Here is a 25,256-nt window from a genome sequence, read left to right as displayed (position 1 = left end):
AGATCCGGTCACGTGGCGGCGAGCAGCACCGGCTCCGCCATCAGGAAGTACCCCTGGTCGTCGTCCTCCGGGCGGGCCCGCTCCCGCAGCCGCTCCACCGCGACGTAACCGTCCACCGCGTACGCCCGGCCCGGTCGCCAGGCGATCCCGTCCCGCCCGAGGTCCAGCACGGACGTCGACCGCGTCGCGCCGGTGATCGGATCCACGGTGACCAGCTCCCGCCGGTCGGTCAGCAGGTGCACCCGCCCCGGCTCGACCGCCAGCACCCGGGCCGGGTGGATGTCCGCCCGACGCCACAGCTCCGCGCCGGTGCGGGGCGACCGCCCGACCACCACCGGGCCGGACGTGTCCACCACCCGCTCGCCGTCCAGCGCCGTGTCCGCACCGTCCAGGCCCGGCGCGGCGGTCGGCTCACCCGGGTCCGCCACCAGCCAGCCCCGGCTGTTCTCGCCGCCCGGCCCGGCGGTCCGCAGTCCCCGGCAGCCGGAGTGCCCGTCGCGGCAACCCACCGGGCTGACCACCAGCTGGTCCGGCGCGTCCGGCGGCCGCCAACGGGTCCGTACCGCGCCGGTCGCCGCGTCCCGCAGCTCGACCGCGGCCGGCCCGGCGCAGCGGTCCACCCCGACCAGCTCGCCGCTGGCCGTCGTGCCCACGTCGGTCCGGCAGCCGCGCCCGACGTCGACGCGCCAGAGCCGGCGACCGTCGCCGAGGTCGTACCCGCCGAGCGCACCCGGACCGGCGGCGAGCAGCACGGTCCGGCCGGCCGCCGTCCGGGCCACGTGCAGGCCGGCCGGGTCCCAGACCGTGCCGGCGTAGGTGCGGCGCGGCGCCGGCACCGAACCCGGCTCCGGGCCGTCCGCGCGCCAGGCCACCCGGCCGGTCCGCGCGTCCAGTGCCACCAGCGTCCCGTCGGACCAGCGGCTGACCACCGTGGTGCCCTCGGCGAGCACCCCGACGAGCGTCGCCGGCCAGCGGCGGTAGGACCAGAACGGGGTGACCCGGTGCCGCCCGGTGACCGGCTGGTCCGCGTACACCTGGCGGGTGCCGGCGTAGACCCGGAGCCGGCCGTCCACGACCAGCGGCGCCACCGGCAGCCGCGCGATCACCCCGGCGGTCGGCGCGGGCGCGGCCGGGTACGGGTCCCGGGCGACGGTCTCGACCTCGGCGGGCGCCAACACCCGGACGACCACGGCGACCGACGCCGCGACGGCCAGCACCGCCAGCAGCGTCGTCAGGATCCGCCGCCTCGCGGCCTTCGCCATCCGCCACCTCCGCCCCGGCACCCTACCGGCCGGGTCCGGGCCGGGGTGCGGGGAGCGGTCGGGTCGGCTCAGGCCGCTTCGGCGGAACGGGCGGGGCCGGCGGCCAGCGCCAGGTCGGCCAGGTCACGCCGGAGCGCGCCCTCCACCGCGCGGGCGGCCAGGCCGCCGAGGATCAGGGCCAGCACCCGCCCGTACGGCCGGGTCGGCACCGCCTCCTGCTCGACGGTGACCTCGGTGCACCCGCGCCGCCGCCGCTCGACCGTGCGCAGCGTCCAGGTGATCCGGTAGTCGACGCCCGCGCCGCGCGAGTCGAGCACCAGACGGGCCGGCGCCACCGCCTCGACCACCTCGTACTCCTCCGGCTCGGTGCCGCCGTCGGGCCGCAGGCGGGTCTCCCGCCAGACCGTGCCGGGCGCGAAGCCGCCGGCGCCGAGGACCTCGACCGCGCCCACCGCCGAGAGCCAGTCGGCGCGGGCCGGGAGGTCGGTGAGCAGGCGCCACAGGTCGTCGTCCTGCGCTTCGATGAATGCGGAAACCGTCACCGTCGACATGGCACCTCCCGTGTCGTCCACGGTACGGGCCGTCACCGGAAACCGGGAGCCTTGCGGTGACATTTCCACCACCGGTGCCCCGAGCGGGGCACCGGGGCATCCGACGAGCGGTCAGCCGCGGAGCGTTCCGCCCCGCAGCGCGGTGACGAACGCCGTCCAGCCCGGCGGGCTGACCGCGAGCGCCGGACCGTCCGGGTCCTTCGAGTCGCGTACGCCCACCACGCCGTGCGCGGTGACCACGTTGGTCGCCACCTCGACACAGAGGCCCTGATCGTTGGAGCGGCTGCTGGTGCGCCAGACGGCTCCGGTCAGCTCGGTCATGCTCGGTCCTTCCTGTTCGGCTTCTTCCGACTCGGGCGCGCCCCGGAGTGGCCGCCCGGGGCGTACGCGATCCGAGTCGATCAACGCGGAAGGAAACGGCCTCGATCGCACCCGATGTGCGATCGAGGCCGTCCGGCCGACAGGTGGTTCAGCGGGCGGGCAGGACCGTCCCGGTGACCTCGCCCAGGGCGATGGTGGTGCCGTCCCGGCCGGGCGCGGTGGCGGTGATCGTCACCGTGTCGCCGTCCTCCAGGAACGTCCGCTCGCTGCCGTCGGCGAGCTTGACCGGCTCGGACCCGCCCCAGGTCAGCTCCAGGAACGAGCCGACCTGGGCGCGCTCGGGGCCGGAGACGGTTCCGGAGGCGTAGAGGTCGCCGGTGCGCAGCGAGGCACCGTTCACGGTGAGGTGGGCGAGCTGCTGGGCCGGGGTCCAGTACATGGTGGCGAACGGCGGCTCGGCTACCCGCTCGCCGTTCCACTCCACCGACAGGGTCAGGTCCAGCCCGAGGTGCGGGGTGTCCCGCAGGTAGTCCTGCACCGGCGGGTCCTGGTCGGGCGCGGGCACGAACGCGTCGGCGAGCGCCTCCAGCGGGGTGACCCAGCCGGAGACCGAGGTGGCGAACGACTTGCCCAGGAACGGGCCGAGCGGCTGGTACTCCCAGGCCTGGATGTCCCGTGCGGACCAGTCGTTGACCAGCACCACGCCGAACACGTGGTCGGCGAAGTCGGCCGTCGGCACCCGCTCGCCGAGCCGGCTCGGCACGCCGACCACGAAACCCACCTCGGCCTCGATGTCCAGACGTACGGACGCGCCCGTGGTGGGGCCCTGCGCGCTGGCCCGCTGCCCGGAGGGGCGGACCACCGGGGTGCCGGAGACGACCACCGTGCCGGCTCGGCCGTGGTAGCCGATCGGCACGTGCTTCCAGTTCGGCAGCAGCGGCGGCTGGCCGGGCCGGAAGATCTGCCCGACGTTCCCGGCGTGGTGCTCCGAGGAGTAGAAGTCGACGTAGTCCGCGACCTCGAACGGCAGCAGCAGCTCGACCTCGCGCAGCGGCACCAGCAGCGGCTCCACCGCCGGGCGGTGCGCCGGGTCGGTGAGCAGCTCGACGACCCGCTGCCGGACGGCGGTCCACTGCGGGCGGCCGAGCGCCAGGAAGGCGTTCAGCGTGGGTCGGCCGAGCGCCCCGCCGGCCAGCACCAGCCCGACCGTCTCCGCGCCGGCCAGGTCGAGCACGAAGTCGCCGATGCGGACGCCGATCCGCGGCTCGCGGTCGCCGTGCCGGAACACCCCGTACGGCAGGTTGGTCACCCCGTACGGCGAGCCCGCCGCACCCGAAACCCAACTCACGTCGTGCTGGCCGGGCATGGCCTCACGGCCCTCGCTCCGCTCGGTGCGTTCGCTCATGCCTCGTATCCCCCGTTCACCAGCCCCAGCCGGATCAGATCGGTCAATGGTTCGGAGATGCTGCACGAGCCGTAGCCGACCCAGAGCGGTCGCGCGGACTCGCGGCGGGCCCGGGCCGACTCGACCACGCGCAGCGGGTCGGTCGCGGCCAACAGCTCGGCGACGGCGTCCACCTGGGCGCCCTCGACCGCGGCCAGCGTGGCGGCCAGCACGTTGACGAAGCCGTGGTGGGTGAAGCCGGTCTCCGGGTCACGGTGCCGGATCGCGTGGTGCAGCCCGGCGGTGAGCTTGAACGGCAGCTCGCGGTCGCGGCAGGCGCAGATCACCGCGGCCAGCTCGACCGGCGTCGGGAACAACTCGGCGGCCAGCCCGCCGGTGCGGAACTTGGCCGCCACCGGGAGCCCGCCGGCCCGGGCCCGGGCGAGCGCGTCCAGCGCGTCCATCAGGCCGAGCGTCAGCGGGATCTCCGCGTACACGGAGGCGCCGTCGAGCCGGCCGGCGAGCGCGACCAGCTCGGCCACACCGGGGGCGGGGTCCTCGCCGCGCTTGGCCACCGGCGCCTCGACCTGCCGGGCGGTCACGCCGTCCGGCGCCAGGGCCGACAGCGCGGCGGGCAGCCCGTCGAGGCCGGTGTCGCCGATCAGGCCGATGACGAGGCCCTCGGCCGGGTCGACCAGGCCGGTCAACGCACCGGCCTGGAGGTCGGAGGCGGGCAGCAGCAGCGGGCCGACCAGGTCGGCGTACCAGGCCGCGCGGTGCCGGCGGTGCGCGGTGACCGCGTCGGGCAGCGCGGCGTTGCCGGGCGGGAAGACCGCGGCGTCGTCGACCAGGCCGGCGAGGAGGCGGGGCACCTGCGTTGACACGAGACAAGAATGTACGGGACGCTACGAGGAACGGACAACCGCGTCCGATTATCGGACGCCACCGGCCGGAGAACGGGACATAACGGGAGGCGAGATGCCGTACTACCGCAGCGTCGGCGAGGTGCCCCGCAAGCGCCACACCCAGTTCCGGCAGCCCGACGGCACGCTCTACGCGGAGGAGCTGGTCGGCCAGGAGGGCTTCTCCTCCGACTCCTCGCTGCTCTACCACCGGCACGCGCCGACCGCGATCCTCGCCGCCGAGGAGTTCGCCCCGCCCGCCGTCACCCGGGTGCCGAACCTGCCGCTCAAACCGCGCCACCTGCGCACGCACAAACTCGACGGCGCCGGCGCGGACCCGGTGCTCGGCCGGCAGTACCTGCTCGCCAACGACGACGTCCGGATCGCGTACGTGCTGGCCGACCGGCCCTCACCGCTGTTCCGCGACGCCACCGGCGACCACTGCCTCTACCTGGAGTCCGGCTCGCTGCGGGTGGAGTCGCCGTTCGGCGTGCTCGACGCGGTGGCCGGCGACTACGTCGTCATCCCCACCTCGACCATCCACCGCCTGGTGCCCACCGGCGACGAGCCGACCCGGCTGCTCGCGGTGGAGGCGTCCGGCCACATCGGCCCGCCCAAGCGCTACCTCTCCGTACGCGGGCAGTTCCTGGAGCACTCGCCCTACTGCGAGCGTGACGTCCGGGGACCGGACACCCCGCTGCTGGTCGACGGCGAGGAGGTGGAGGTGCTGGTCAAGCACCGTCGTGGGTGGACGAGGTACGTCTACGCCAACCACCCGTTCGACGTGGTCGGCTGGGACGGGCACATGTACCCGTGGGCGTTCTCCATCCACGACTTCGAGCCGATCACCGGGCGGATCCACCAGCCGCCGCCGGTGCACCAGACGTTCCAGGGCCCGAACTTCGTGATCTGCTCGTTCGTGCCGCGCAAGGTGGACTACCACCCGGCCGCCATCCCGGTGCCGTACAACCACCACAACGTCGACTCCGACGAGATGCTCTTCTACACCGGCGGCAACTACGAGGCCCGGCGCGGCTCCGGGATCGAGCAGGGCTCGATCTCGCTGCACCCGTCCGGCTTCACCCACGGCCCCCAGCCGGGCGCCGCCGAGCGGTCGATCGGGGCGGACTTCTTCGACGAGCTGGCGGTCATGGTGGACACGTTCCGCCCGCTGGACCTCTGCGACGCGGCGACCGCCTGCGAGGACGACGGCTACGCCTGGACCTGGGCGCGCAAGCCCTGACGTACGCCGAAGGGGCCGCGCCCGGCACGGACGCGGCCCCCTCGCACGGAGTCGTCAGAACGTCGAGGCGTCGATGACGAAGCGGTAGCGCACGTCGGACGCGAGCACCCGCTCGTACGCCTCGTTGATCTTCTCGGCCGGGATGACCTCGATCTCGGCGCCCAACCCGTGCTCGGCGCAGAAGTCGAGCATCTCCTGGGTCTCGGCGATGCCGCCGATCATCGAGCCGGCGAACGACCGCCGGGCCGGGATCAGCGAGAACGCGCGCACCGACAGCGGGTCCTCCGGCGCGCCCACGTTGACCAGCGTCCCGTCCACGGCCAGCAGGCCCAGGTACGCGTCCAGGTCGATGGCCGCGCTGACCGTGTTGACGATCAGGTCGAACGAGCCGGCCAGGTCGGTGAACGTCGCCTCGTCCGAGGTGGCGTGGTAGTGGTCGGCGCCGAGCCGCAGCCCGTCCTCCCGCTTCTTCAGCGACTGGGACAGCACGGTCACCTCGGCGCCCATGGCGTGGGCCAGCTTGACGGCCATGTGGCCCAGACCGCCCAGGCCGATCACGGCCACCCGGCGGCCCGGCCCGGCGTTCCAGTGCCGCAGCGGCGAGTAGGTGGTGATGCCGGCGCAGAGCAGCGGCGCGGCCGCGTCCAGCTCGATGCCGTCCGGGATGCGCAGCACGAAGTCCTCGGTGACCACGATGGCCTGCGCGTAGCCGCCCTGGGTCGGCTCGCCGTCCCGGCCCACCCCGCCGTACGTGCCGATGTTGCCCTTGAGGCAGTACTGCTCCAGGCCCTTGCGGCAGTTGTCGCACTCCCGGCAGGAGTCGACCATGCAGCCGACGCCGACCCGGTCACCGACGGCGAACTTCGTCACCGCGGAGCCGACCTCCCGGACCACGCCGGCGATCTCGTGACCGACCACGATCGGATAGGTGGTCGGGCCCCACTCGCTGCGCGCGGTGTGGATGTCGGAGTGGCAGATGCCGGAGAACTTGATGTCGATCGCGACGTCGTCCGGTCCGAGGTCCCGCCGCTCGATGGTGGTCGGGGCGAGCGGTTCGGTCGCGGACGTCGCCGCGTAGGCATTGACGGTGAACACGGATTCCCGCTTCCTGCAGCCGGTGGTTTCCTTCCGCGCCGGGACACGCCCGGCCCGCGACACAGCCTGTCGCTCCGGGTTTCCTACCCCCGGGCCACCCCGGTCGACACGTTCGCTTCCTCACCCCGGGGACGGGAATAGCGGCCCGGCTCAGCGGCGGGCGAGCACCGTGAAACCCGCGACGACGGTGGCGGTGACCGCCCCCACCAGCGGCCACGGGCCGCCGACCAGCGCGTAGACCCCCAGCAGCAGCGGTGCGGCGGCCGCCGCGTAGATCGCCGGGGCCAGGCCGCGCGCCATCGCGTCGCGCAGCCCGGGCAGCCGGGACGCGGGCCGCCAGAACAGCAACCCGGCACCGACCGCGGCCAGCACGGCGAGCAGGCGGGACGCGCCCGGGGCGGCCGGGGCCAGCACCGCCACCAGCACGGCGGCGCCCAACGACCAGCCGGCGGCGGACAGCACCAGCCGGCGCAGCCCGGCGTCCGCGGTGCGGGCCGGATCGACCCGCGCCGGGGTCAGGTCGACCACCTCGGTCAGGTCCTCCAGCGTCTCGGCGTAGCGGCGCCGCTCCAGCCGGGCCACGCCGGTGTCCTGCCGCGCCCCGGCCAGTTCCGGGTCCAACCGCAACGCCTCCCGGTAGGCCCGCTCGGCCAGGTCGAACAGTTCGAGGCGCACCGCGACCAAACCGAGCACCAGGTGCGCCTCCGGCTCGTCCGGCGCCAGTTCGACACCCCGCCAGGCCGCGTCGAGCGCCGCCTGCCCGTTCCGCGAGGCGGACAGGATCGCGGCGGCGCCGCGCTGCGCGTACGCGTCGGTCGGCCCGAGCGCGAGGATCTCGTCCGCGGTGGCCGCGGCGGCCTTCCAGCGCTCCAGGTCGAGCAGCGCGAGACCGCGTACCACCAGCGCCGGCACGGTGCCCGGTGCGGTCGCCGACGCCGCCTCGGACGCGGCGAGCGCCTCCGCGGGACGGGCGGCGGCGAGCTGCATCCGGGCGAGCATGGTCAGCGCCTCCAGATGCGCGGGTTGCGCCGCGATCAGGGCGGTGAGCTCGTCGATCCCCTCGTCGTAGCGGCCCAGCTCGGCGAGGAGGTGGGCACGCTGCAGGTAGCCGTCGGCGGCGGACTGGTCGGGGGCGGCGTCACTCGGCATCCCGGCGAGCGTAACCGCCGTCACCCCGCCGCGCGGAGCGGGTCAGTCCGCCGGAGCCTCGTAGACCAGGGCCACCGCGATGCCGGTCAGGCCCTCACCGCGGCCGGTGAAGCCGAGGCCGTCCGTGGTCGCCGCGGACACCGTCACCGGCGCGCCGACCGCCTCGGAGAGAACCCGCTGCGCCTCGTCCCGGCGCGGGCCGATCTTGGGCCGGTTGCCGATCACCTGGACCGAGACGTTGCCGATCCGGAAGCCCGCGGCACGCACCCGGCGGGCGCTCTCGGCCAGCAACGCCACCCCGGACGCGCCGGCCCACTCCGGCTGGTCCACCCCGAAGTTCGCGCCCAGGTCGCCGAGGCCGGCCGCGGAGAGCAACGCGTTGCAGGCGGCGTGCGCCGCCACGTCGGCGTCCGAGTGACCGGCCAGGCCGTCCTGGTCCGGCCAGTGCAGGCCCGCCACCCAGCAGGGCCGCCCGGCCTCGAACGCGTGCACGTCGGTGCCGACGGCCACCCGAGGAACGATCATGACCAGAGGGTACGCGCCGCGCCTTGGCTGCGGCCCGGACTGTGGTCAGCACTGGTTCTCGTACGCCCCAGCGCGCCGATCAACCATCGACCGAAATGGGATCCACGTTCCAGATCCCAGGATCCGGGTAGATCTTGGCACGAAAGGGCCCCCATAGGGGCCGATTCGTACCAAGATCTCGAAGCCACGCGCCGGGGGCGGCGCGGGTCAGGCGCCTGTGGTCAGCAGGTGTTCGGCCAGGGCCAGGTCGAAGGGGCGGGTGATCTTCAGGGCCAGTTCGGAACCGGGTACGCAGACCACCGCGACGCCCTGCTTCTCCACCAGACCGGCGTCGTCGGTGAGCGAATCGCCGGCCGCCTCGTGCGCGGCGGTCAGCACCGACCGGCGGAAGCCCTGGGGCGTCTGCACCGCCCGCAACGCGGACCGGTCGACCGTGCCGAGCACCCGTTCGGCGGCGTCGACCTCCTTGATCGTGTCGACCACCGGCAGCACCGGGATCACCGCGTCGTGCCCCTCGCGGACCGCCGCGGCCACCGACTCGACCAGGTCGGGCGGGGTCAGCGCGCGGGCCGCGTCGTGCACCAGGACGATCCCCGGCCCGGTGGGGACGGCGGCGAGCGCGGCCGCCACGGACGCCTGGCGCTCGGCGCCTCCCGGCACCACGGTCACCGGCGCCACCGCGCCGAGCATCGCCCGCACCGACTCGACGTCGGCGGCCGGCGCGGCCACCACGATCGTGTGGACCGAGGGCGCGGCGGCGATCCGGCGTACGGCGTGCACCAGCAGTGGTTCGCCGGCGAGCAGCCGGAGCGCCTTCGGGGCACCGGGACCGAGGCGTACCCCGGCACCGGCCGCAGGAACGAGGACCGCGACGTCACCGCGCGGATTGAGCTGCGCGGTCACGTCGCGGTCCTCGGATTCGTTCGCTGCGGGACGGGTAGAGGCAGAGGTGTGGATCAGGCCTCGGTCAGCACCTTGTCGAGCAGAGTCTCAGCCTCGTCCTTGGTGCTCTTCTCGGCCAGCGCGACCTCGCCCACGAGGATGTCACGGGCCTTGGCGAGCATGCGCTTCTCGCCCGCCGACAGGCCCCGCTCCCGCTCCCGGCGCCACAGGTCGCGGACGACCTCGGCCACCTTCAGCGGGTTGCCGGAGGCCAGCTTCTCCAGATTCGCCTTGTAACGCCGCGACCAGTTGGTCGGCTCCTCGGTGTGCGGTGCACGGAGCACGTCGAAGACCTTGCCCAGGCCCTCTTCGCCGACCACCTCGCGCACACCCACGATCTCGGCGTTCTCGGCGGGCACCCGGACCGTCAGGTCACCCTGCGCGACCCTCAGGACGAGGTATTCCCTTGGCTCGCCCTTGATGACCCGAGTCTCGATTGCCTCGATGAGTGCGGCCCCGTGGTGGGGGTAAACAACGGTCTCGCCGACACTGAAAACCATAGGTTCGAAACCCCTTTCGCTGTGTCTAGGGTAACACGCTCAGGCACCGATGTCTCACCGCTGTCCTGACCGTTGGCGCAGCTCAGGGGCCCTGTGAGAGGTATTTCTTCGGCTTGACAGGCGGTCAAGCCGATGGTTTCAACACGCTCCGTGACGAACGAATGACAACCTGGCACGGGTGACGGGAGCGTCCAGATCTAGGGCAATGCGCTTCTTCCATGGTAGCTCCGTAACTCCACTCGCGCCCAGGTGTGGCGGTACGGCCCTCGGTGCGGGACGCTGGTGGAGGACGCGACGTCCGCTCACCGAGACGTTCCTGGGGGTCCGATGGGCGTGCCTGACGCAGACGGCCAGGGGCCGCCGGACGGACTGCCCGGGCTCCCGCCCGAATGGGGCCGGGTGGTCGTCCCCGACGACGCCTCCGCGCTGGCCGACGAGGCCCGGCAGGTTCGCCGGGAGCTACGCCGCGACCCCCGGCCGGCGCCCCGGCCCGGCCCGGTCCGGATCGGGCTTCCGGCACTCGCGCTGCTGGTCTCGGTGCTGGTCACGCTCGCCGGCCTGGCGGCCGTCACCTGGCCCCGGTCCAACCGCTCCGGCGCCCCGACCGTGCTGCCCCGGACCACGGCCACGCCGCTGGCGGTCGGCCCGCTCCCCGCGCTCGACCTGGTCGGCGGCGACGACACGCCGGTGCCGCTGCGCAGCCTGCTACCCGCCATGATCATCCTGGTGGACGCCTGCACCTGCGCCGACCAGGTCGGCACGGCGGCCGCGGCCGCACCTGCCGGGGTCACCGTGGTGACCGTGACCGAGGGCCGCAGCGCCGGCCCCGCCACCGTCCCCGGCGTGCGGCCCCTCGGCGACCCGGCCGGCGGACTGCGGTCCTACCTGCACCTCGTCGCCCACCCCGGCACCGCCGCCGCGCTGCTGGTGGACCGGCAGGGCACGCTGGTCCGGCTGGTGCCAGAGCTGGGCCCGGCGACCGACTACCGCGACGACCTGGTCCGGCTCGGCGGCTGAGCCGGGCTCAGTAGAGCGCCTCCAGCCGGGCGTCGAGCGTGGCCTGACCCCGCAGGACGGCGAACCGCACCATCATCGGTGTGCCGTTGCCGTCCAACAACGGGATGTCCAGCCGCCCCCCGCAGCGCAGCACCCGCTCGACATCGTCGGATCCCGCACCGGACAAGCCCACCGTGACCACCCCGTCGCCCGAGCAGCCCACCGACAGCCGGTACTTGTCGCCCTGCGACGGGTTCGCCTGCCGGACGAGTGGCGACCCGCCGGGCGTCAGCCGGGACGTCTCCCGCCACACCACGTGCGAAACCTGGAGCGGACGCGCCGCCCCGTCGGGTTCCACCTGGATGATCAGCGAGCGGTCCGGATCGGAGCCCAGCTCGCCGGAGGAGGGATCGACCGCGACCACCGTCGCGTCCGATCCGCTCGATGGTCCCGGCCAGTCCCTCCCGGTCGCGGCATCGACGCGGGACCGGACGAGGTCGTCGGCGGAACCGCCCGGGGTCGCGCCGACCCGGGGCGCCGTCGACCGCCACCACCACCCGCCGAGCACCAACGCCAGCGCGGTCAGGCCGGCCAGCAGCGCCAACCGGGTCCGCTCCTCGGAGGCCATGCCCGCCAGGCTATCGACGCGACGGCGGTCCGTCAGCCCGCCCGTTCCAGCAGTGCCGCGTAGAGCGTCAGCCCGGGGCCGAACGCCAGCATCACCACCCGCCGGGGCGGGCGCTGCGCACGGCACAGCCGGTCCAGGATCAGCAGCACCGTCGGCGACGAGCAGTTGCCGTGCTCGGCCAGCGTCTCCCGGGACGCGGCCAGCGCCGTGGGCGGCAGGTCCAGCTCACGTTCCACCACGTTGAGGATCCGCGGGCCGCCCGGGTGCACCGCCCAGCCGTCCACCTCGGAACGGTCGTACCCGTGCCGGGCCAGCAGGTCGTCCACCAGGTCCCGGACGTAGCGGGACAGCACCTGCGGCACCTTCGGCGACAGGCCCATCCGGAAGCCGGTGTCGGTGACGTCCCAGGTCATGTGGTCGGCGGTGGAGGTGTCGGTGACCGAGGTGACCTCGCGCAGCGCGTACCCCCGGCCGCCGGGCACGACCACGGCGGCGACCGCGGCGTCGGAGAAGAGCGCGTGCGAGACGATCTGCTGGGTGTCCACCCGGGCGCCCGGCGGCTGGATGTGCAGGCTGGTCAGCTCCGCGCAGAGCAGCAGCGCGGGCCGACCCCGGGCGGTGACGAAGTCGCTCGCCGCGCCGAGCCCGGGCAGGGCCGCGTAGCAGCCCATGTGCCCGACGAACATGCGCTGCGTGCCCGGGGCCATGCCGAGGTCCCGGGCGAGCAGGATGTCCAGCCCCGGGGTCGCGTACCCGGTGCAGGAGCAGACCACGAACAGGCCGACGTCACCGGCGTCGAGGCCGGCCGCGGTGAGCGCGCGCCCCACCGCCTCCTTGCCCAGCGGCAGCGCCTCGACCTGGTAGCGGCGCATCCGCCGTTCGGTCGGCCACTCCGAGACGTCCTCCAGCAACGGGTTCACCGCCGCCTGCCGGCGGGTCACGCCGGAGTTGGCGAAGATCCGTTCGGCCAGCGCCCGGGTGGTCCCGGAGAAGTGCCGCGCGAAGAAGCCCGTCCACAGCTCGTCCTGCGCGGCGGCCGGCGGCTGCGCCGTACCCATACCCGCGATCACCGGTACGTCCACGTCCCCCACCTCTCGGATCCCTCAGCCCTCGCGCTCACCGGGCCGCTTCTCGTTCGCGACTGCGAGGCTCGCAACCCCGGCTCACTCCTCGCGCTCACCGGGCCGTCCTTCGTTCGCGACTGCGGGGCTCGCAACCCCGGCTCACTCCTCGCGCTCACCAACGAGGGGTCGAGCCGTCACGGTCCGGGTCGCCGCCGAGCGCCGCGATGCCGAGCCAGTCGGCGCAGACGTCGGACGTGGCCGGGTGCAGCGAGCCGCAGCGGGCGTCCCGGTAGAGCCGCTCCAGCGGGTGGCCCCGGCGGGTCGCCGAGGTGCCCGCGGCCTCCAGCATGGACGCCGCCACCTCGGCCGCCGTGGTGCCGGCCAGCAGCTTGGCCCGCCACACCCAGCGGTTCGTCTCCGCGTCGCCGGGGGCCTCGTCGACCCGGCGGGCCGCCTCGGCGACCACCAGCTCGGCGGCGGCGGCGGCCGCGTCCGCCCGGCCCAGGCGGGCCCGGACCGCCGGCAGGCCGGCCAGGTTGCGGGCGTTCAGGTGCTCGGCGGCGGCGTCGATGGCGGCCCGCGCCACCCCCACGTAGACGGCCGCGTAGCTGGCGACCAGCCAGTGCGGCATGAGCTGGGCGACCACCAGGGCCAGCCCCTCGACCCCGCCGAGCAGCCGGTCGGCCGGGACCGTCACGTCCAGGTGCAGGTCGTGCGAGGAGGTGGCCCGCATGCCCAGCGAGTCCCAGGTGGGCTCGACCGTGATGCCCTCGCCGGCCGGGACCAGGAACTGGGAGACCACCGACTGGTCGGCGGCGCTGCGGGCGGCCACCAGATAGCCGTCCGGGTGGCCGGCGCCGGAGCAGAAGGTCTTGCTGCCCTTGATGTGCCAGCCGCCGTCGACCGGCTCGTAGACCGTGCTGAGCTGGGACAGTCGCGCGCCGGCGCCGCGTTCGCTCATCGCCACCGCGTACCAGGAGCCGTCGGCCGCCGCGCGCAGCAGCCGGTCGCGGGCGGCCAGCGCCTCGTCCGGTACGCCGAGCGCCTCGGCCAGTTCCTCGGTGACCGCGCCCAGCGCCCCGGTGACCGAGGCGTGCATGTTGAACACCAGCGCGGTCGCGCCGTTGCCCCGGGCCAACTCGGTGGCGACCGCCGCGTACTCGGCGAAGCTGGCGCCCCGGCCGCCCAGCGCCTGCGGCACCATCAGCCCGAACAGGCCGGCCGCCCGGAGGTCGGCGAAGTCGTCCACCGGGAACGAGCCGTCCCGGTCGTGCTCGGCCGCGCGGGCGGCCAGTCGCGGCGCCAACCGGCGGGCCGCCTCCAGCGCGTGCACAGTCATGTCGCCCCCTTCTCGGCGTCCCTTTACCCCGGGCCGTCCCGGCTACCCGCTCCGGCGCCCCCTGCCCTGATAGAGCACGGCGGTGGACCGGGTCGGCACGATGCGCGGCTCCGTCCGGGCCGGACGGTCACCGCCGCGCCATCGGCGCAGCAGCCAGGCCAGCGTGCCGCCCAGCTCCGGCCGGACCCCGCGCAGCCGCAGCGACACGCCGTGCCGGGCGCACTCGGCGACCAGCGCGCGGGCGTCCACGAACAACCGTGGGTCGTGGATTCCGCGCGGCACGGTGGGCAGCCGCTCGCCCACCTCCACCGCGACCAGCCGGGCCAGCAGCGTGTCGTTGAGCGTGTCGAGCACCAGCAGGCCGCCGGGGCGCAGCAGGCGGCACGCCTCGGCCACCGCCCGCCGCCAGTCCGGCACGTGCTCCAGCAGCTCGCCGGCGGAGACCACGGCGGCGCAGCCGTCGGCCAGGGGCACGGCGGTGGCGTCGCCCTGGAGCACCGTCACACCGTGCGCGGCGGCCTGGTCGAGCGCGGAGCGGGTCAGGTCCACCCCGACGTGCCGGTAGCCCTTCCCGACCAGGTGCGGCGCCAGCAGCCCGGCTCCGCAGCCGAGGTCGACCAGCAGGTCGTCCGGGGTGGACGCGGGCGGCACCAGGGCCGCGCGGGCGCGGGCCAGCCAGTGCAGCATCGCGAACGCGCCGTCCGGCCGCCACCACTCCCCGGCCAGGTCGTCGTACTGCCGGGGGTCGTTCGGCGGCAGCACCCGGTGCGGTGTGGACACCGGGGACGCTTCTGGCATGGTCCGAGCGTGGCACGACTCCCCGGTAACGACCAGACTTCCCTTATGTCGACGCGGGTGTTAGGGCTGGTCAGGGCGAGCCATCCGGAGCCGGCGGCGGCGGTCGTCGTGGTCGCCGCGCTGCTCGCGGCCGGCGTCGGGCACTCCGCCGTCGGCGTCGCCGTGGTGGCGTCGACGGTGCTGGCCAGCCAACTCGCGGTGGGCTGGAGCAACGACCTGATCGACGCCGAGCGGGACGCCGCGGTGGGGCGTACCGACAAGCCGGTGACCACCGGCGCGGTCACCCGGCCGACGCTGGTCCGCGCCACCGCGGTGGCCGCGGTCGCCACCCCGCTGCTGGCGCTGGCCGGCGGACCGGCCGCGGCCGCGTGCGCCACCCTGGGACTGGTCTCCGCGCTGCTCTACAACCGGCCGCTGAAGTCGACGCCGGTGTCGGTGCTGCCCTACGCGGTCTCGTTCGGCGCGCTGCCCGCCTTCGTGGTGCTGGCCCTGCCCGGCTCGCCCGCGCCACCGGCCTGGCTGGTGGCCGCCGCCGCGCTGCTGGGCGCCGGGGCGCACTTCGCGAACGTCCTGCCGGACCTGGCCGACGACGCCCGGACCGGCGTGCGCGGACTGCCGCACCGGCTGGGGTCCGGGGGCAGCCGGCTGGCCGCCGCCGGGCTGCTCCTCGCGGCCACCGTCGCGCTGGTGTTCGGACCACCCGGGCCGCCGTCGTGGACCGGCCTGTCGGCGGTCGCCGCCGCCGTCGCGGTGCCGGCCCTCGGTTGGTACGCGGGACGCGCCGCCGCCCGGGCCGGCGACCGGCCGGTGACCGCCTTCCGGGCGGTGCTGGTGGTGGCGTTGATCGATGTGGTGCTGCTGGTGGCGAACGGCCGGGTGGTCTGAGAAGTCCCCTGCGCGGGGGGCATTGCCGGGTCCGCGTGCGGGCCTCGATCAGCTCCAACTACCCTGGAGCGCGGTCTGCGCGGGTATGGCCACCCCGTGCCCGGGGGTCGACCGGGCGGGGATCGTGACGAGGAGGACCGACGTGACGCGCTCGATCAGGGGTTCCCGGGGGCCGGCCCTGCTGCTGGCCGGCACGGCGGCGGCGGCGAGCCTGCTGCTGTCCGGGTGCGGCGCCGGGCAGATCGCCGAGACCGCCAACAAGATCCCGTCGGTACAGGGCGTCAACGTCCAGACCTCCGACAACCTCTACAAGGTGCGCGGGCTCTACGTGCAGTTCCCGGGACCGAAGGGCTACGAGGCGGGCGCGACCGCGCCGCTCAACGTCGTGATCTACAACGACAGCCAGGCCCCGGTGACCGTGACCGTCACCACCGACAGCGCCCGCGAGATCCTGCTCACCGGCGGTGCCGGGTCCAGCGGCGCGGCCACCCCGACCGGTTCGCCGACCGAGCCGGCCTCGGCCTCGCCGACCGCCGCCGACCCGAGCGCCTCGCCCAGCCAGTCGCTCGACGTCACCGGCTCGCCGTCGGCGGGCGAGTCCGCCTCGGCCAGCCCGTCGCCGTCGGAGAGCGAGTCGGCGCCCGCCGGCCAGCCGGCCCGGATCGAGATCCCGGCCCTCTCCTACGCCCAGCTGAACAGCGGCAACCCGCAGTTCCTCCAGCTGGTCGGCCTGAACCAGAAGCTGCTCGTCGGCCAGCAGGTCAACCTGACCTTCGACTTCGGTGGCGGCAAGGTGATCAAGACTCCGGCCCCGATCGGCGTTCCGCTGACCCCCGAGGCCGAGCCCTCCGCGGTGGTCAACCCGCGCGAGCACGCCGGCGAAGAGGGTGGCGTCGAGGGCGGCAGCCACGGCTGACGCCGTTCTCCGTTCCGTCGACACCGCCGTTCGTGGCCAGCGCCACGCCGGCGGTGTCGTCGTCCGGAGGGTGGGCGTTCGTCATACCGTCCGGTTAGCGTCCTGTGGTGACCTCGCCCCGATCGACCTCCTCCCGTGCCGGCGCCGGCCGCGGTCGCGCCGCCGCCCGCGAACCCCGCCCGGCCTACGAGTGCGACGCGTGCGGTCACCAGCCGCCGAAGTGGGTGGGCCGGTGCCCCGAGTGCGGCGAGTGGGGCTCGGTGGTCGAGTGCACCGTCACCGGCCCGGTGGTCTCCGGCCGGGTGGTCAGCTCCCGGATGCCGGCCGAGCCGGCCCGGCCGATCGCCACCATCAGCGCCGCTCCGGCCCGTGCCCGGCCGACCGGGGTCAGCGAGCTCGACCGGGTGCTCGGCGGCGGCCTGGTCCCCGGCGCGGTGGTGCTGCTGGCCGGCGAGCCCGGCGTCGGCAAGTCCACCCTGCTGCTCGACGTGGCCCAGCAGTGGGCCGCCGGCGCGGGCAGCCCGTCGCTCGTGGTCAGCGGCGAGGAGTCGGTCAGCCAGGTGCGGCTGCGCGCCGAGCGGATGGGCACCCTGCACGACCAGCTCTACCTGGCCGCCGAGAGTGACCTGTCGGCGGTGCTCGGCCACCTCGACGCGGTCAAGCCGGGGCTGCTGGTGCTCGACTCGGTGCAGACCATCTCCACCACCGGCACCGAGGGCGTGCCGGGCGGGGTCACCCAGGTGCGCGCGGTCACCGCGGCGCTGGTCGCGGTGGCCAAGGAGCGGGGCATCGCCACCGTGCTGGTCGGGCACGTCACCAAGGACGGCCAGGTGGCCGGCCCGCGGGTGCTGGAGCACCTGGTCGACGTGGTGCTGCACTTCGAGGGCGACAAGCACTCCTCGCTGCGGATGGTGCGCGGCGTGAAGAACCGGTTCGGCGCGGCCGACGAGGTGGGCTGCTTCGAGATGCACGAGGGCGGCATCAGCAGCCTCGCCGACCCGTCCGGCCTCTTCCTGACCCGCTATTCCGAGCCGGTGCCGGGCACCTGCGTGACGGTGGCGATGGAGGGGCGGCGGGCGCTGGTCACCGAGGTGCAGGCGCTGATCGGGGCCACCGTCGCCGGTTCGCCCCGGCGCACCGTCTCGGGTCTCGACGGCGCCCGGCTGGCCATGGTCCTCGCGGTGCTCCAGCGGCGCACCGAGCGGCTGACGCTGCACGACCGGGAGGTCTTCGCCGCCACGGTCGGCGGCATCCGGGTGGTCGAGCCGGCGGCCGACCTGGCCGTGGCGCTCGCCGTCGCGTCCGGCGGGCTCAACCTCGCGCTCAACGCGCACCTGGTCGCCATCGGAGAGGTCGGGCTGACCGGCGAGGTGCGCCGGGTCGGCGCGGTCCCCCGACGGTTGGCCGAGGCCGCCCGGCTGGGCTTCCGGCTGGCCCTGGTGCCGCCCGGCTGCGGCCCGGGCAGCAGCGGCGTCGCCCCGGAGAACATGCGCGTGATCGAGGTCACTGACGTGCGCACCGCGCTCCAGGCTGCCGCCCGGGCGTCGGCGGAGTGACGGTGGGTAGCGCTGGGGCGGGAGCGGTCGGGCGAATCGGACAGGTCGCGCAAGCGGGCGGCGAGCCCCGGAGCCGGGCATCGTGACACATCACAGTAACCACGAGAGCACCCACCGCACCGCAGTCCGTAGACTGTGCCCGTGCCGATCGACCGCGATGCCACCAAGCCCGCAACGGCGACGCCGCACGCCCGCACCGGCGCCGTGAGCGGGAACCCCGCCCGTGCCGCCATCAGCGTGACCGTCACCGGGAGCGTCGGTGGGGCCGGTGGCGATCCGCTGCGGGCCAATCTCGCCCTGATGGCACCGGGCACCGCGCTCCGGGACGGCCTGGAGCGGATCCTGCGCGGCCGCACGGGCGCGCTCATCGTGCTCGGCTACGACAAGGTGGTCGAGCAGATCTGCACCGGCGGCTTCCCGATGGACGTCGAGTTCTCCGCCACCCGGGTCCGCGAGCTGTGCAAGATGGACGGCGCCGTGGTCCTCTCCAGCGACGGCACCCGGATCGTCCAGGCCGGCGTGCACCTGATGCCCGACCCGTCCATCCCCACCGAGGAGTCCGGCACCCGGCACCGCACCGCCGAACGGGTGGCCCGGCAGACCGGCTACCCGGTCATCTCGGTCAGCCAGTCGATGCGGATCATCAGCCTCTACGTCAACGGCCAGCGGCACGTGCTCGACGACTCGGCGGCGATCCTGTCCCGGGCCAACCAGGCCCTGGCCACGCTGGAACGCTACAAGCTGCGGCTGGACGAGGTCTCCGGCACCCTCTCCGCGCTGGAGATCGAGGACCTGGTCACCGTCCGCGACGCGGTGGCCGTGGTGCAGCGGTTGGAGATGGTCCGGCGGATCGCCGACGAGATCGCCGGCTACGTGGTCGAGCTGGGCACCGACGGCCGACTGCTGGCGCTCCAGCTCGACGAGCTGATGGCCGGCGTGGACGCCGACCGCACCCTGGTCATCCGCGACTACCTGCCCGTCGGCCGCAAGTCGCGCACCCTCGACGAGGCGCTCGTCGAACTCGACCTGCTCACCGCCACCGAGCTGATCGACCTGGTGGCGGTGGCGAAGGCGATCGGCTACCCGTCCGCCTCCGACGCGCTCGACGCGGCGGTCAGCCCGCGCGGGTTCCGCCTGCTGGCCAAGGTGCCCCGGCTCCCGGCGGCCGTGGTCGACCGACTGGTCGTGCACTTCGGCAGCCTCCAGCGGCTCCTCGGTGCGACCGTGGAGGACCTCCAGGCGGTCGAGGGCGTGGGCGACGCCCGCGCCCGGGGCGTCCGCGAGGGGCTGTCCCGGCTCGCCGAGGCGTCCATCCTGGAGCGGTACGTCTGACCCGGCTCAGCCGGTGACGGTCAACTTCACCGGCTCGCTGATCTTGGTGCCCACCCGGGCGAAGACCTGGTACGTGCCGATCGGGGCGTACTCGCCGTTGGCCAGCCCGCCGGCGCACCGGTTGTCCAGCCGGCCGTTCCATCCCAGCTCGTAGGCGCGCTCGAAGTTCGGTGTGAACGACTGCACGTCGTTGCCCTTGCCGGTGCCGCAGGTGTCCGACGACCAGACCTTCTCCGCGCCGGCCTTCACGTACAGCTCCTGCAGGTCGGCGCCGACGTTCCGGCTGCACGTGCGGTCCGAGACGTTCTTGACCTTCAGGCGCAGGGTGACCACGGTGCCCCGCTGGGCGCTGGCCGGCACCGCCACCGGCGTCACCAGCAGTTCCGAGTCGGCGCAGGTGCCGTCGTCGGAGACCGGTTGCCCGGACGCCCCGCCGTCGCCCGTGCCCGAGCCACCCCCGTCGCTCGTGCCGCCGCCGCTGCTCGTGCCTCCGCCGTCCGAGCCGGTGTCGCCCGAGGCGCCCGGTGTCGGCGACGGGCTGCCCGACTGCGGGCTCAGCACCGAGCCCGACGGGCCCGGGGCCGCCCCCGCGGTGCCGCTCGGCGACGGGTTGCCGGACGGCGTCCCGGCGTTGCGATCCGTGCCGGTGCAGGAATAGAGCAGGACAATCAGGAAGAGCAGCCCCGCACCGAGCACGACGGCACGACGCCGCCAGTACACGGCGGGGGGCAGGGGGCCGACCGTCAGACGCATGATGCGCCTACCGTATCCGCGCGGTGCGCGACGCGCGGGTCCGACGCGCCGGTAACACCGCGCCGCCCGGCCTGAAGCATCCACTGTGGAGGCCGACGTTCACCGAGCGCCGTCGCCGGACCACTCCCGGTCAGAGATAGACCTGGCGCTGGTAGACGGCGTGCGCCCCGGCCACCCGGTCGAGGAAGAGCAGCCCGGCGCAGTGGTCGATCTCGTGCTGCAGCGCGCGGGCCTCGAAGCCGTCGGTGACCAGTCGCACCGGCTCCCCGCTGCCCGGCAGCGCCCCCTCCACCACGAGGCGACTCGCCCGCTTCACGTCCCCGGTCAGATCCGGCACCGACATGCAGCCCTCGCGACCGGCCTTCCAGCGGGTCGCCTCCACCACCCGGGCGTTGCACAGCACGAACGTGCCGTGCACGGTGACCGCCTTCGGATGGCCGGTAACGTCCACCGCGAACACCTGGGCGCTCACCCCGACCTGCGGTGCCGCCAGGCCCACACAGCCCGGTGAGACCCGCATCGTGGCCACCAGGTCGGCGGCGAGTCGCACCACCTCGGGCGAGGTCGGGTCGACCGTCGGGCCCGGCCGGCTCAGCACCGGCTCCGGGGCGGCCACCACGGGACGTACCTCGCCGGGGACGCCCAGCTTCTCCGGCGTCCAGCCGCCCAACCCGGCGTACTCCTCGGCGGTCACAGCAGGTCCGTGTCCGCCGGGCGCAGGCTGACCCCGACGCCCAACTCCGCGGCGGCGCGGGTGAGCCGGCCGGCCACCTCGTCCGCGCTGCCCGGCGGCAGCTCGACCTCGGCGACCACCACGTAGAGCGATCCGGTGAGCCGGGTGCTCAGATCGGTCACGTTGCCGCCCGCGTCGGCCAGCACCCGGGTCATCGCCGCGACGATGCCCATCCGGTCCGCGCCGTGCACCGCCAGCACGTACGGCTCGCCGGCGGCCGTGCTGCCGCCGTCCGGGGTCACCGCGCGTACGGTGGCCAGCAGGTGCCCGTCGGCGGCGAGCGGGGCCAGCGCGGCCTCCACGTCGGCGGCGGCCGGGCCGACACAGATCAGGGTCATCGCGAAGTGTCCCCGCAACCGGGTCATCGTCGAGTCGGTGAGGTTCGCACCCAGCCGGGCGAGGACCTCCGCGACGTCGGCGACGATGCCCGGCCGGTCCCGGCCGATGACGGTGATCGCGAGCTCGTTCATTCGGACATTCTGCCCCGCCGCCCATGATCGGCCGCGCCGGCCCACCCGGGTCGCCCAACCAGCGGGATCTCCGCCCGTGACATCATCGTCAGCGCCATGACTGAGCCCACCTTCGCCGCCCAGGTCAGCCGCTGGTACGAGCGCAACGCCCGCGACCTGCCGTGGCGCCGGCCCGGCATCGGCGCCTGGGCGATCCTGGTCAGCGAGGTCATGCTCCAGCAGACCCCGGTGGTCCGGGTGGTGCCCGCGTGGGAGGCGTGGCTGGCCCGGTGGCCGGAGCCGCGCGCGCTGGCGGAGGACACCCCGGCCGAGGCGATCCGGATGTGGGGCCGGCTCGGCTACCCCCGTCGGGCGGTGCGCCTGCGCGAGTGCGCGGTGGCCGTCGTGGAGCGGCACGGCGGCGTGGTGCCCGACCGACTGGACCAGCTGCTGGCGTTGCCCGGCGTGGGCACGTACACGGCCCGGGCGGTGGCGGCGTTCGCCTACGGGCAGCGCCACCCGGTGGTGGACACGAACGTCCGGCGGGTGGTGTGCCGGGCGATCGCCGGCGAAGCCGACGCCGGACCGACCACCCGCCCCGCCGACCTGGTCGCCACCGAGGAGCTGCTGCCGGTCGAGCCGACCGCCGCCGCCCTGGCCAGCGCGGCCTTCATGGAACTCGGCGCGGTGGTCTGCACCGCCCGCGCGCCCCGGTGCGCGGTCTGCCCGGTCGAGTCGAGCTGTGCCTGGCGGGCGTCCGGCCAGGCGGCGCCGGCCGGCCCGACCCGCCGCCCGCAGCGCTACGCGGGCACCGACCGGCAGGTACGCGGGCTGCTCCTCGCGGTGCTCCGGGACGCCACCGGTCCGGTGCCGCACCAGCGGCTGGACCAGGTCTGGCAGGACGACGTGCAGCGGGCCCGCGCCCTGGCCGGCCTGGTGACCGACGGCCTGGTGGAACCGGTGGGCGAGGAGTCCTTCCGCCTGGCCGGCGACGGCCCCCCGGTCCCCCTCCCCTAACCACCCTCCTCCACCCAGGACCCGCCCCGTCGATCATGAAGTTGGCGGCGACAAATCGGACGCCACGTGCGGTCAACTTCATGATCGACGGGGCGAGGGTGGGCGGGGCGGGGCGGGAGGGCGGGGCGGGGCGGGGCGGGAGGGCGGGCGGTATCGGGAGCGAGGTGCGGTGGGCATGGGAAAGGCGGCGGCCCCGGTGGCTTTCGCCAGCCGGGGCCGCCGCCCTTGGTGTTCCAGTTACGCGGCGTCGTCCGCGCCGGTGGCGGCGGTGCCGCCGAGGTCCGCCGGGACCGCGTCCGGCACGGCGTCCGGCCGGTCCGCGCCCCGGAAGACGAGCTTGGACTTGTCGATGTTCTCGGGGTCGCCCTCGCAGTCGACCACCACGATCTGACCCGGGGTCAGCTCGTTGAACAGGATCCGCTCGGAGAGGTTGTCCTCGATGTCGCGCTGGATCGTGCGACGCAGCGGCCGCGCGCCCAGCACCGGGTCGAAGCCCTTCTTCGCCAGGTACTTCTTGGCGTTGTCGGTCAGCTCCAGACCCATGTCCTTGTTGCGCAGCTGGCCCTCGATGCGCTGGATCATGATGTCGACGATCGAGAGGATCTCGTTCTCGCGCAGCTGGTGGAAGACGATGGTGTCGTCGATCCGGTTCAGGAACTCGGGCCGGAAGTGCTGCTTGAGCTCGTCGTTGACCTTCTGCTTCATCCGGTCGTAGTTCGACTCGGAGTCCTCAGAGGCCTGGAAGCCCAGCGAGACGGCCTTGGCGACGTCACGGGTGCCGAGGTTGGTGGTCAGGATGATGACCGTGTTCTTGAAGTCCACGATCCGGCCCTGGCCGTCGGTGAGGCGCCCGTCCTCGAGGATCTGCAGGAGCGTGTTGAACACGTCCGGGTGGGCCTTCTCGATCTCGTCGAACAGCACCACCGAGAACGGCCGGCGACGCACCTTCTCGGTCAGCTGCCCGCCCTCGTCGTAGCCGACGTAGCCGGGAGGGGCACCCACCAGCCGCGACACCGTGTACCGGTCGTGGAACTCGGACATGTCCAGCTGGATCAGCGCGTCCTCGCTGCCGAAGAGGAACTCGGCGAGCGCCTTGGACAGCTCGGTCTTACCCACACCGGACGGGCCGGCGAAGATGAACGAGCCGGACGGGCGCTTCGGGTCCTTCAGGCCGGCCCGGGTCCGCCGGATCGCCTTCGAGACCGCCTTGACCGCGTCCTCCTGGCCGATGACGCGCTTGTGCAGCTCGTCCTCCATGCGCAGCAGACGCGAGGTCTCCTCCTCGGTCAGCTTGTAGACCGGGATGCCGGTCCAGTTGCCGAGCACCTCGGCGATCTGCTCGTCGTCGACCTCGCTGACGACGTCCAGGTCACCGGCCTTCCACTCCTTCTCCCGCTGCGCCTTCTGGCCGAGGAGCTGCTTCTCCTTGTCGCGCAGCTGCGCGGCCCGCTCGAAGTCCTGCGCGTCGATCGCGGACTCCTTGTCGCGGCGCACCTGGGCGATGCGCTCGTCGAAGTCACGCAGGTCCGGCGGCGCGGTCATCCGACGGATCCGCATCCGCGCGCCGGCCTCGTCGATCAGGTCGATCGCCTTGTCCGGCAGGAAGCGGTCGGAGATGTAGCGGTCGGCCAGGGTGGCCGCCGCGACGAGGGCCGCGTCGGTGATGCTCACCCGGTGGTGCGCCTCGTAGCGGTCCCGCAGGCCCTTGAGGATCTCGATGGTGTGCGCCAGCGAGGGCTCACCCACCTGGATCGGCTGGAAGCGGCGCTCGAGGGCGGCGTCCTTCTCCAGGTGCTTGCGGTATTCGTCGAGGGTGGTGGCGCCGATGGTCTGCAGCTCGCCACGGGCCAGCATCGGCTTGAGGATGCTGGCGGCGTCGATCGCGCCCTCGGCCGCACCCGCACCCACCAGGGTGTGGATCTCGTCGATGAACAGGATGATGTCACCGCGGGTGCGGATCTCCTTGAGCACCTTCTTGAGGCGCTCCTCGAAGTCACCGCGGTAGCGGGAGCCGGCCACCAGGGCGCCCAGGTCGAGCGTGTAGAGCTGCTTGTCCTTGAGCGTCTCGGGCACCTCGCCCTTGATGATCTTCTGGGACAGCCCCTCGACCACGGCGGTCTTGCCGACGCCCGGCTCGCCGATCAGCACCGGGTTGTTCTTGGTGCGGCGGGACAGCACCTGCATGACCCGCTCGATCTCCTTCTCGCGCCCGATGACCGGGTCGAGCTTGCCCTCGCGGGCGGCCTGGGTCAGGTTGCGGCCGAACTGGTCCAGCACGAGGCTGGTCGACGGCGCGGCCTCGCCCGGCGCGGCGCCGGCCGCGGCGGGCTCCTTGCCCTGGTAGCCCGAGAGCAGCTGGATCACCTGCTGGCGGACCCGGTTCAGGTCGGCGCCGAGCTTGACCAGCACCTGGGCGGCGACGCCCTCACCCTCGCGGATCAGGCCGAGCAGGATGTGCTCGGTGCCGATGTAGTTGTGGCCGAGCTGCAGCGCCTCGCGCAGCGACAGCTCCAGCACCTTCTTGGCCCGCGGCGTGAACGGGATGTGCCCGCTCGGCGCCTGCTGGCCCTGGCCGATGATCTCCTCGACCTGCTGGCGCACGCCCTCCAGGGAGATGCCCAGGCTCTCCAGAGCCTTGGCGGCGACGCCCTCACCCTCGTGGATGAGGCCCAGCAGGATGTGCTCCGTACCGATGTAGTTGTGGTTGAGCATCCGGGCCTCTTCTTGGGCCAGGACGACAACCCGTCGCGCTCGGTCGGTGAACCGCTCGAACATGCCCTCGTGCTCCTCACGTGCCGTGCGCCTTGATGGTCAGATCTCGGCGGGGCCGGTGCGCGGACGTCCGGGACGGCGTCCGTGCCTCCTTACTCTATCGCCGCGGACCGTCTCCGCTGAGGTCGTGTGTCCCCGCGAATG

25 protein-coding genes are annotated in these 25,256 nt (G+C 74.1%); 7 read left to right on the top strand and 18 right to left on the bottom strand.

Annotation, left to right across the window (positions count from 1 at the left end; genetic code table 11):
* Nucleotides 1-8: 8 nt before the first annotated feature.
* The 5 genes from GA0070622_RS04170 to GA0070622_RS04150 all read right to left on the bottom strand — a co-directional run bounded on the left by GA0070622_RS04170 (nucleotide 9) and on the right by GA0070622_RS04150 (nucleotide 4,402).
* Nucleotides 9-1,262 carry an outer membrane protein assembly factor BamB family protein gene (locus GA0070622_RS04170; RefSeq protein WP_091568751.1) on the bottom strand — a complete coding sequence of 418 codons (1,254 nt, stop codon included), beginning with the start codon at nucleotides 1,260-1,262 and terminating at the stop codon, nucleotides 9-11.
* Nucleotides 1,263-1,330: 68 nt separating this feature from the next.
* Nucleotides 1,331-1,813: an SRPBCC family protein gene (locus GA0070622_RS04165; RefSeq protein WP_091568749.1), complete on the bottom strand. Its 483-nt coding sequence runs from the start codon at nucleotides 1,811-1,813 to the stop codon at nucleotides 1,331-1,333.
* 111 nt (nucleotides 1,814-1,924) lie between these two features.
* Complete coding sequence (locus tag GA0070622_RS04160; RefSeq protein ID WP_091568746.1) at nucleotides 1,925-2,134, bottom strand: DUF397 domain-containing protein; 210 nt, start codon at nucleotides 2,132-2,134, stop codon at nucleotides 1,925-1,927.
* Nucleotides 2,135-2,282: 148 nt separating this feature from the next.
* Entirely contained in the window at nucleotides 2,283-3,482 is a 1,200-nt protein-coding gene (gene fahA, locus GA0070622_RS04155; RefSeq protein WP_091576863.1) for a fumarylacetoacetase, read from the bottom strand.
* Between the two features lie 53 nt (nucleotides 3,483-3,535).
* Nucleotides 3,536-4,402 carry a hypothetical protein gene (locus GA0070622_RS04150; protein WP_176558976.1) on the bottom strand — a complete coding sequence of 289 codons (867 nt, stop codon included), beginning with the start codon at nucleotides 4,400-4,402 and terminating at the stop codon, nucleotides 3,536-3,538.
* Nucleotides 4,403-4,496: 94 nt separating this feature from the next.
* Between GA0070622_RS04150 and GA0070622_RS04145 the strand changes: the two genes are divergently transcribed.
* Nucleotides 4,497-5,663 carry a homogentisate 1,2-dioxygenase gene (locus GA0070622_RS04145; protein WP_091568740.1) on the top strand — a complete coding sequence of 389 codons (1,167 nt, stop codon included), beginning with the start codon at nucleotides 4,497-4,499 and terminating at the stop codon, nucleotides 5,661-5,663.
* 54 nt (nucleotides 5,664-5,717) lie between these two features.
* Here GA0070622_RS04145 and GA0070622_RS04140 read toward each other — a convergent pair whose 3' ends face one another.
* The 5 genes from GA0070622_RS04140 to GA0070622_RS04120 all read right to left on the bottom strand — a co-directional run bounded on the left by GA0070622_RS04140 (nucleotide 5,718) and on the right by GA0070622_RS04120 (nucleotide 9,874).
* Nucleotides 5,718-6,758: an NAD(P)-dependent alcohol dehydrogenase gene (locus GA0070622_RS04140; protein ID WP_091568738.1), complete on the bottom strand. Its 1,041-nt coding sequence runs from the start codon at nucleotides 6,756-6,758 to the stop codon at nucleotides 5,718-5,720.
* A 150-nt stretch (nucleotides 6,759-6,908) separates the two neighbouring features.
* Nucleotides 6,909-7,907 (bottom strand): tetratricopeptide repeat protein, encoded by a 999-nt coding sequence (locus tag GA0070622_RS04135; protein ID WP_091568735.1) that lies wholly within the window; start codon nucleotides 7,905-7,907, stop codon nucleotides 6,909-6,911.
* Nucleotides 7,908-7,949: 42 nt separating this feature from the next.
* Nucleotides 7,950-8,432, bottom strand: a complete 483-nt coding sequence (ispF, locus tag GA0070622_RS04130; protein ID WP_091568732.1) for a 2-C-methyl-D-erythritol 2,4-cyclodiphosphate synthase — start codon at nucleotides 8,430-8,432, stop codon at nucleotides 7,950-7,952.
* A 207-nt stretch (nucleotides 8,433-8,639) separates the two neighbouring features.
* Nucleotides 8,640-9,335: a 2-C-methyl-D-erythritol 4-phosphate cytidylyltransferase gene (ispD, locus tag GA0070622_RS04125; RefSeq protein WP_091568729.1), complete on the bottom strand. Its 696-nt coding sequence runs from the start codon at nucleotides 9,333-9,335 to the stop codon at nucleotides 8,640-8,642.
* Nucleotides 9,336-9,388: 53 nt separating this feature from the next.
* Nucleotides 9,389-9,874 (bottom strand): CarD family transcriptional regulator, encoded by a 486-nt coding sequence (locus GA0070622_RS04120; RefSeq protein ID WP_013288937.1) that lies wholly within the window; start codon nucleotides 9,872-9,874, stop codon nucleotides 9,389-9,391.
* Between the two features lie 327 nt (nucleotides 9,875-10,201).
* Here GA0070622_RS04120 and GA0070622_RS04115 point away from each other — a divergent pair, with 327 nt between their 5' ends.
* Nucleotides 10,202-10,891, top strand: coding sequence for a hypothetical protein (locus tag GA0070622_RS04115; RefSeq protein WP_091568727.1), 690 nt, complete (start codon nucleotides 10,202-10,204; stop codon nucleotides 10,889-10,891).
* Nucleotides 10,892-10,898: 7 nt separating this feature from the next.
* On the opposite strand, the gene GA0070622_RS04110 is transcribed toward GA0070622_RS04115, so the two are convergent.
* The 4 genes from GA0070622_RS04110 to GA0070622_RS04095 form a co-directional block, all read right to left on the bottom strand.
* Nucleotides 10,899-11,498: a hypothetical protein gene (locus GA0070622_RS04110; protein WP_091568723.1), complete on the bottom strand. Its 600-nt coding sequence runs from the start codon at nucleotides 11,496-11,498 to the stop codon at nucleotides 10,899-10,901.
* 32 nt (nucleotides 11,499-11,530) lie between these two features.
* Nucleotides 11,531-12,580, bottom strand: coding sequence for a type III polyketide synthase (locus GA0070622_RS04105; protein ID WP_091576860.1), 1,050 nt, complete (start codon nucleotides 12,578-12,580; stop codon nucleotides 11,531-11,533).
* A 154-nt stretch (nucleotides 12,581-12,734) separates the two neighbouring features.
* Nucleotides 12,735-13,901 carry an acyl-CoA dehydrogenase family protein gene (locus GA0070622_RS04100; protein WP_091568720.1) on the bottom strand — a complete coding sequence of 389 codons (1,167 nt, stop codon included), beginning with the start codon at nucleotides 13,899-13,901 and terminating at the stop codon, nucleotides 12,735-12,737.
* 42 nt (nucleotides 13,902-13,943) lie between these two features.
* A complete protein-coding gene (locus GA0070622_RS04095; RefSeq protein ID WP_091568718.1) occupies nucleotides 13,944-14,699 on the bottom strand; it encodes a methyltransferase domain-containing protein in 756 nt (251 codons plus the stop codon).
* A 45-nt stretch (nucleotides 14,700-14,744) separates the two neighbouring features.
* Between GA0070622_RS04095 and GA0070622_RS04090 the strand changes: the two genes are divergently transcribed.
* The 4 genes from GA0070622_RS04090 (at nucleotide 14,745) to disA (ending at nucleotide 19,388) form a co-directional block, all read left to right on the top strand.
* Entirely contained in the window at nucleotides 14,745-15,584 is an 840-nt protein-coding gene (locus GA0070622_RS04090; protein ID WP_091568715.1) for a UbiA family prenyltransferase, read from the top strand.
* Nucleotides 15,585-15,726: 142 nt separating this feature from the next.
* On the top strand, nucleotides 15,727-16,500 hold the full coding sequence (locus GA0070622_RS04085; RefSeq protein WP_091568713.1) for a hypothetical protein: 774 nt from the start codon (nucleotides 15,727-15,729) through the stop codon (nucleotides 16,498-16,500).
* Nucleotides 16,501-16,604: 104 nt separating this feature from the next.
* The gene (gene radA / locus GA0070622_RS04080; protein WP_091568710.1) at nucleotides 16,605-18,056 is read left to right on the top strand and encodes a DNA repair protein RadA; all 1,452 of its coding nucleotides are present in this window, start codon (nucleotides 16,605-16,607) and stop codon (nucleotides 18,054-18,056) included.
* Nucleotides 18,057-18,197: 141 nt separating this feature from the next.
* Nucleotides 18,198-19,388 (top strand): DNA integrity scanning diadenylate cyclase DisA, encoded by a 1,191-nt coding sequence (gene disA / locus GA0070622_RS04075; RefSeq protein ID WP_091576858.1) that lies wholly within the window; start codon nucleotides 18,198-18,200, stop codon nucleotides 19,386-19,388.
* 6 nt (nucleotides 19,389-19,394) lie between these two features.
* On the opposite strand, the gene GA0070622_RS04070 is transcribed toward disA, so the two are convergent.
* The 3 genes from GA0070622_RS04070 to GA0070622_RS04060 form a co-directional block, all read right to left on the bottom strand.
* Complete coding sequence (locus tag GA0070622_RS04070; RefSeq protein WP_091568708.1) at nucleotides 19,395-20,141, bottom strand: hypothetical protein; 747 nt, start codon at nucleotides 20,139-20,141, stop codon at nucleotides 19,395-19,397.
* A gap of 130 nt (nucleotides 20,142-20,271) precedes the next feature.
* Nucleotides 20,272-20,835 (bottom strand): peptide deformylase, encoded by a 564-nt coding sequence (locus GA0070622_RS04065; RefSeq protein WP_091568705.1) that lies wholly within the window; start codon nucleotides 20,833-20,835, stop codon nucleotides 20,272-20,274.
* A complete protein-coding gene (locus tag GA0070622_RS04060; RefSeq protein WP_091568702.1) occupies nucleotides 20,832-21,344 on the bottom strand; it encodes a glycine cleavage system transcriptional repressor in 513 nt (170 codons plus the stop codon). Before GA0070622_RS04060 ends, GA0070622_RS04065 begins: the two co-directional genes overlap by 4 nt.
* Before the next feature lie 96 nt (nucleotides 21,345-21,440).
* On the opposite strand from GA0070622_RS04060, the gene GA0070622_RS04055 reads away from it, so the two are divergent.
* Nucleotides 21,441-22,340, top strand: a complete 900-nt coding sequence (locus GA0070622_RS04055; protein WP_091568699.1) for an HhH-GPD family protein — start codon at nucleotides 21,441-21,443, stop codon at nucleotides 22,338-22,340.
* A gap of 237 nt (nucleotides 22,341-22,577) precedes the next feature.
* Here the strand turns inward: GA0070622_RS04055 and GA0070622_RS04050 are convergent, their stop codons facing one another.
* Entirely contained in the window at nucleotides 22,578-25,115 is a 2,538-nt protein-coding gene (locus GA0070622_RS04050) for an ATP-dependent Clp protease ATP-binding subunit (RefSeq protein ID WP_091568696.1), read from the bottom strand.
* Nucleotides 25,116-25,256 lie beyond the last annotated feature (141 nt).

The organism is Micromonospora sediminicola, assembly GCF_900089585.1.
GTDB classification, from domain to species: Bacteria; Actinomycetota; Actinomycetes; order Mycobacteriales; family Micromonosporaceae; genus Micromonospora; species Micromonospora sediminicola.
Note: the sequence above shows the minus strand (reverse complement) of the source record. Positions and strands in the feature narration are given on the sequence as shown.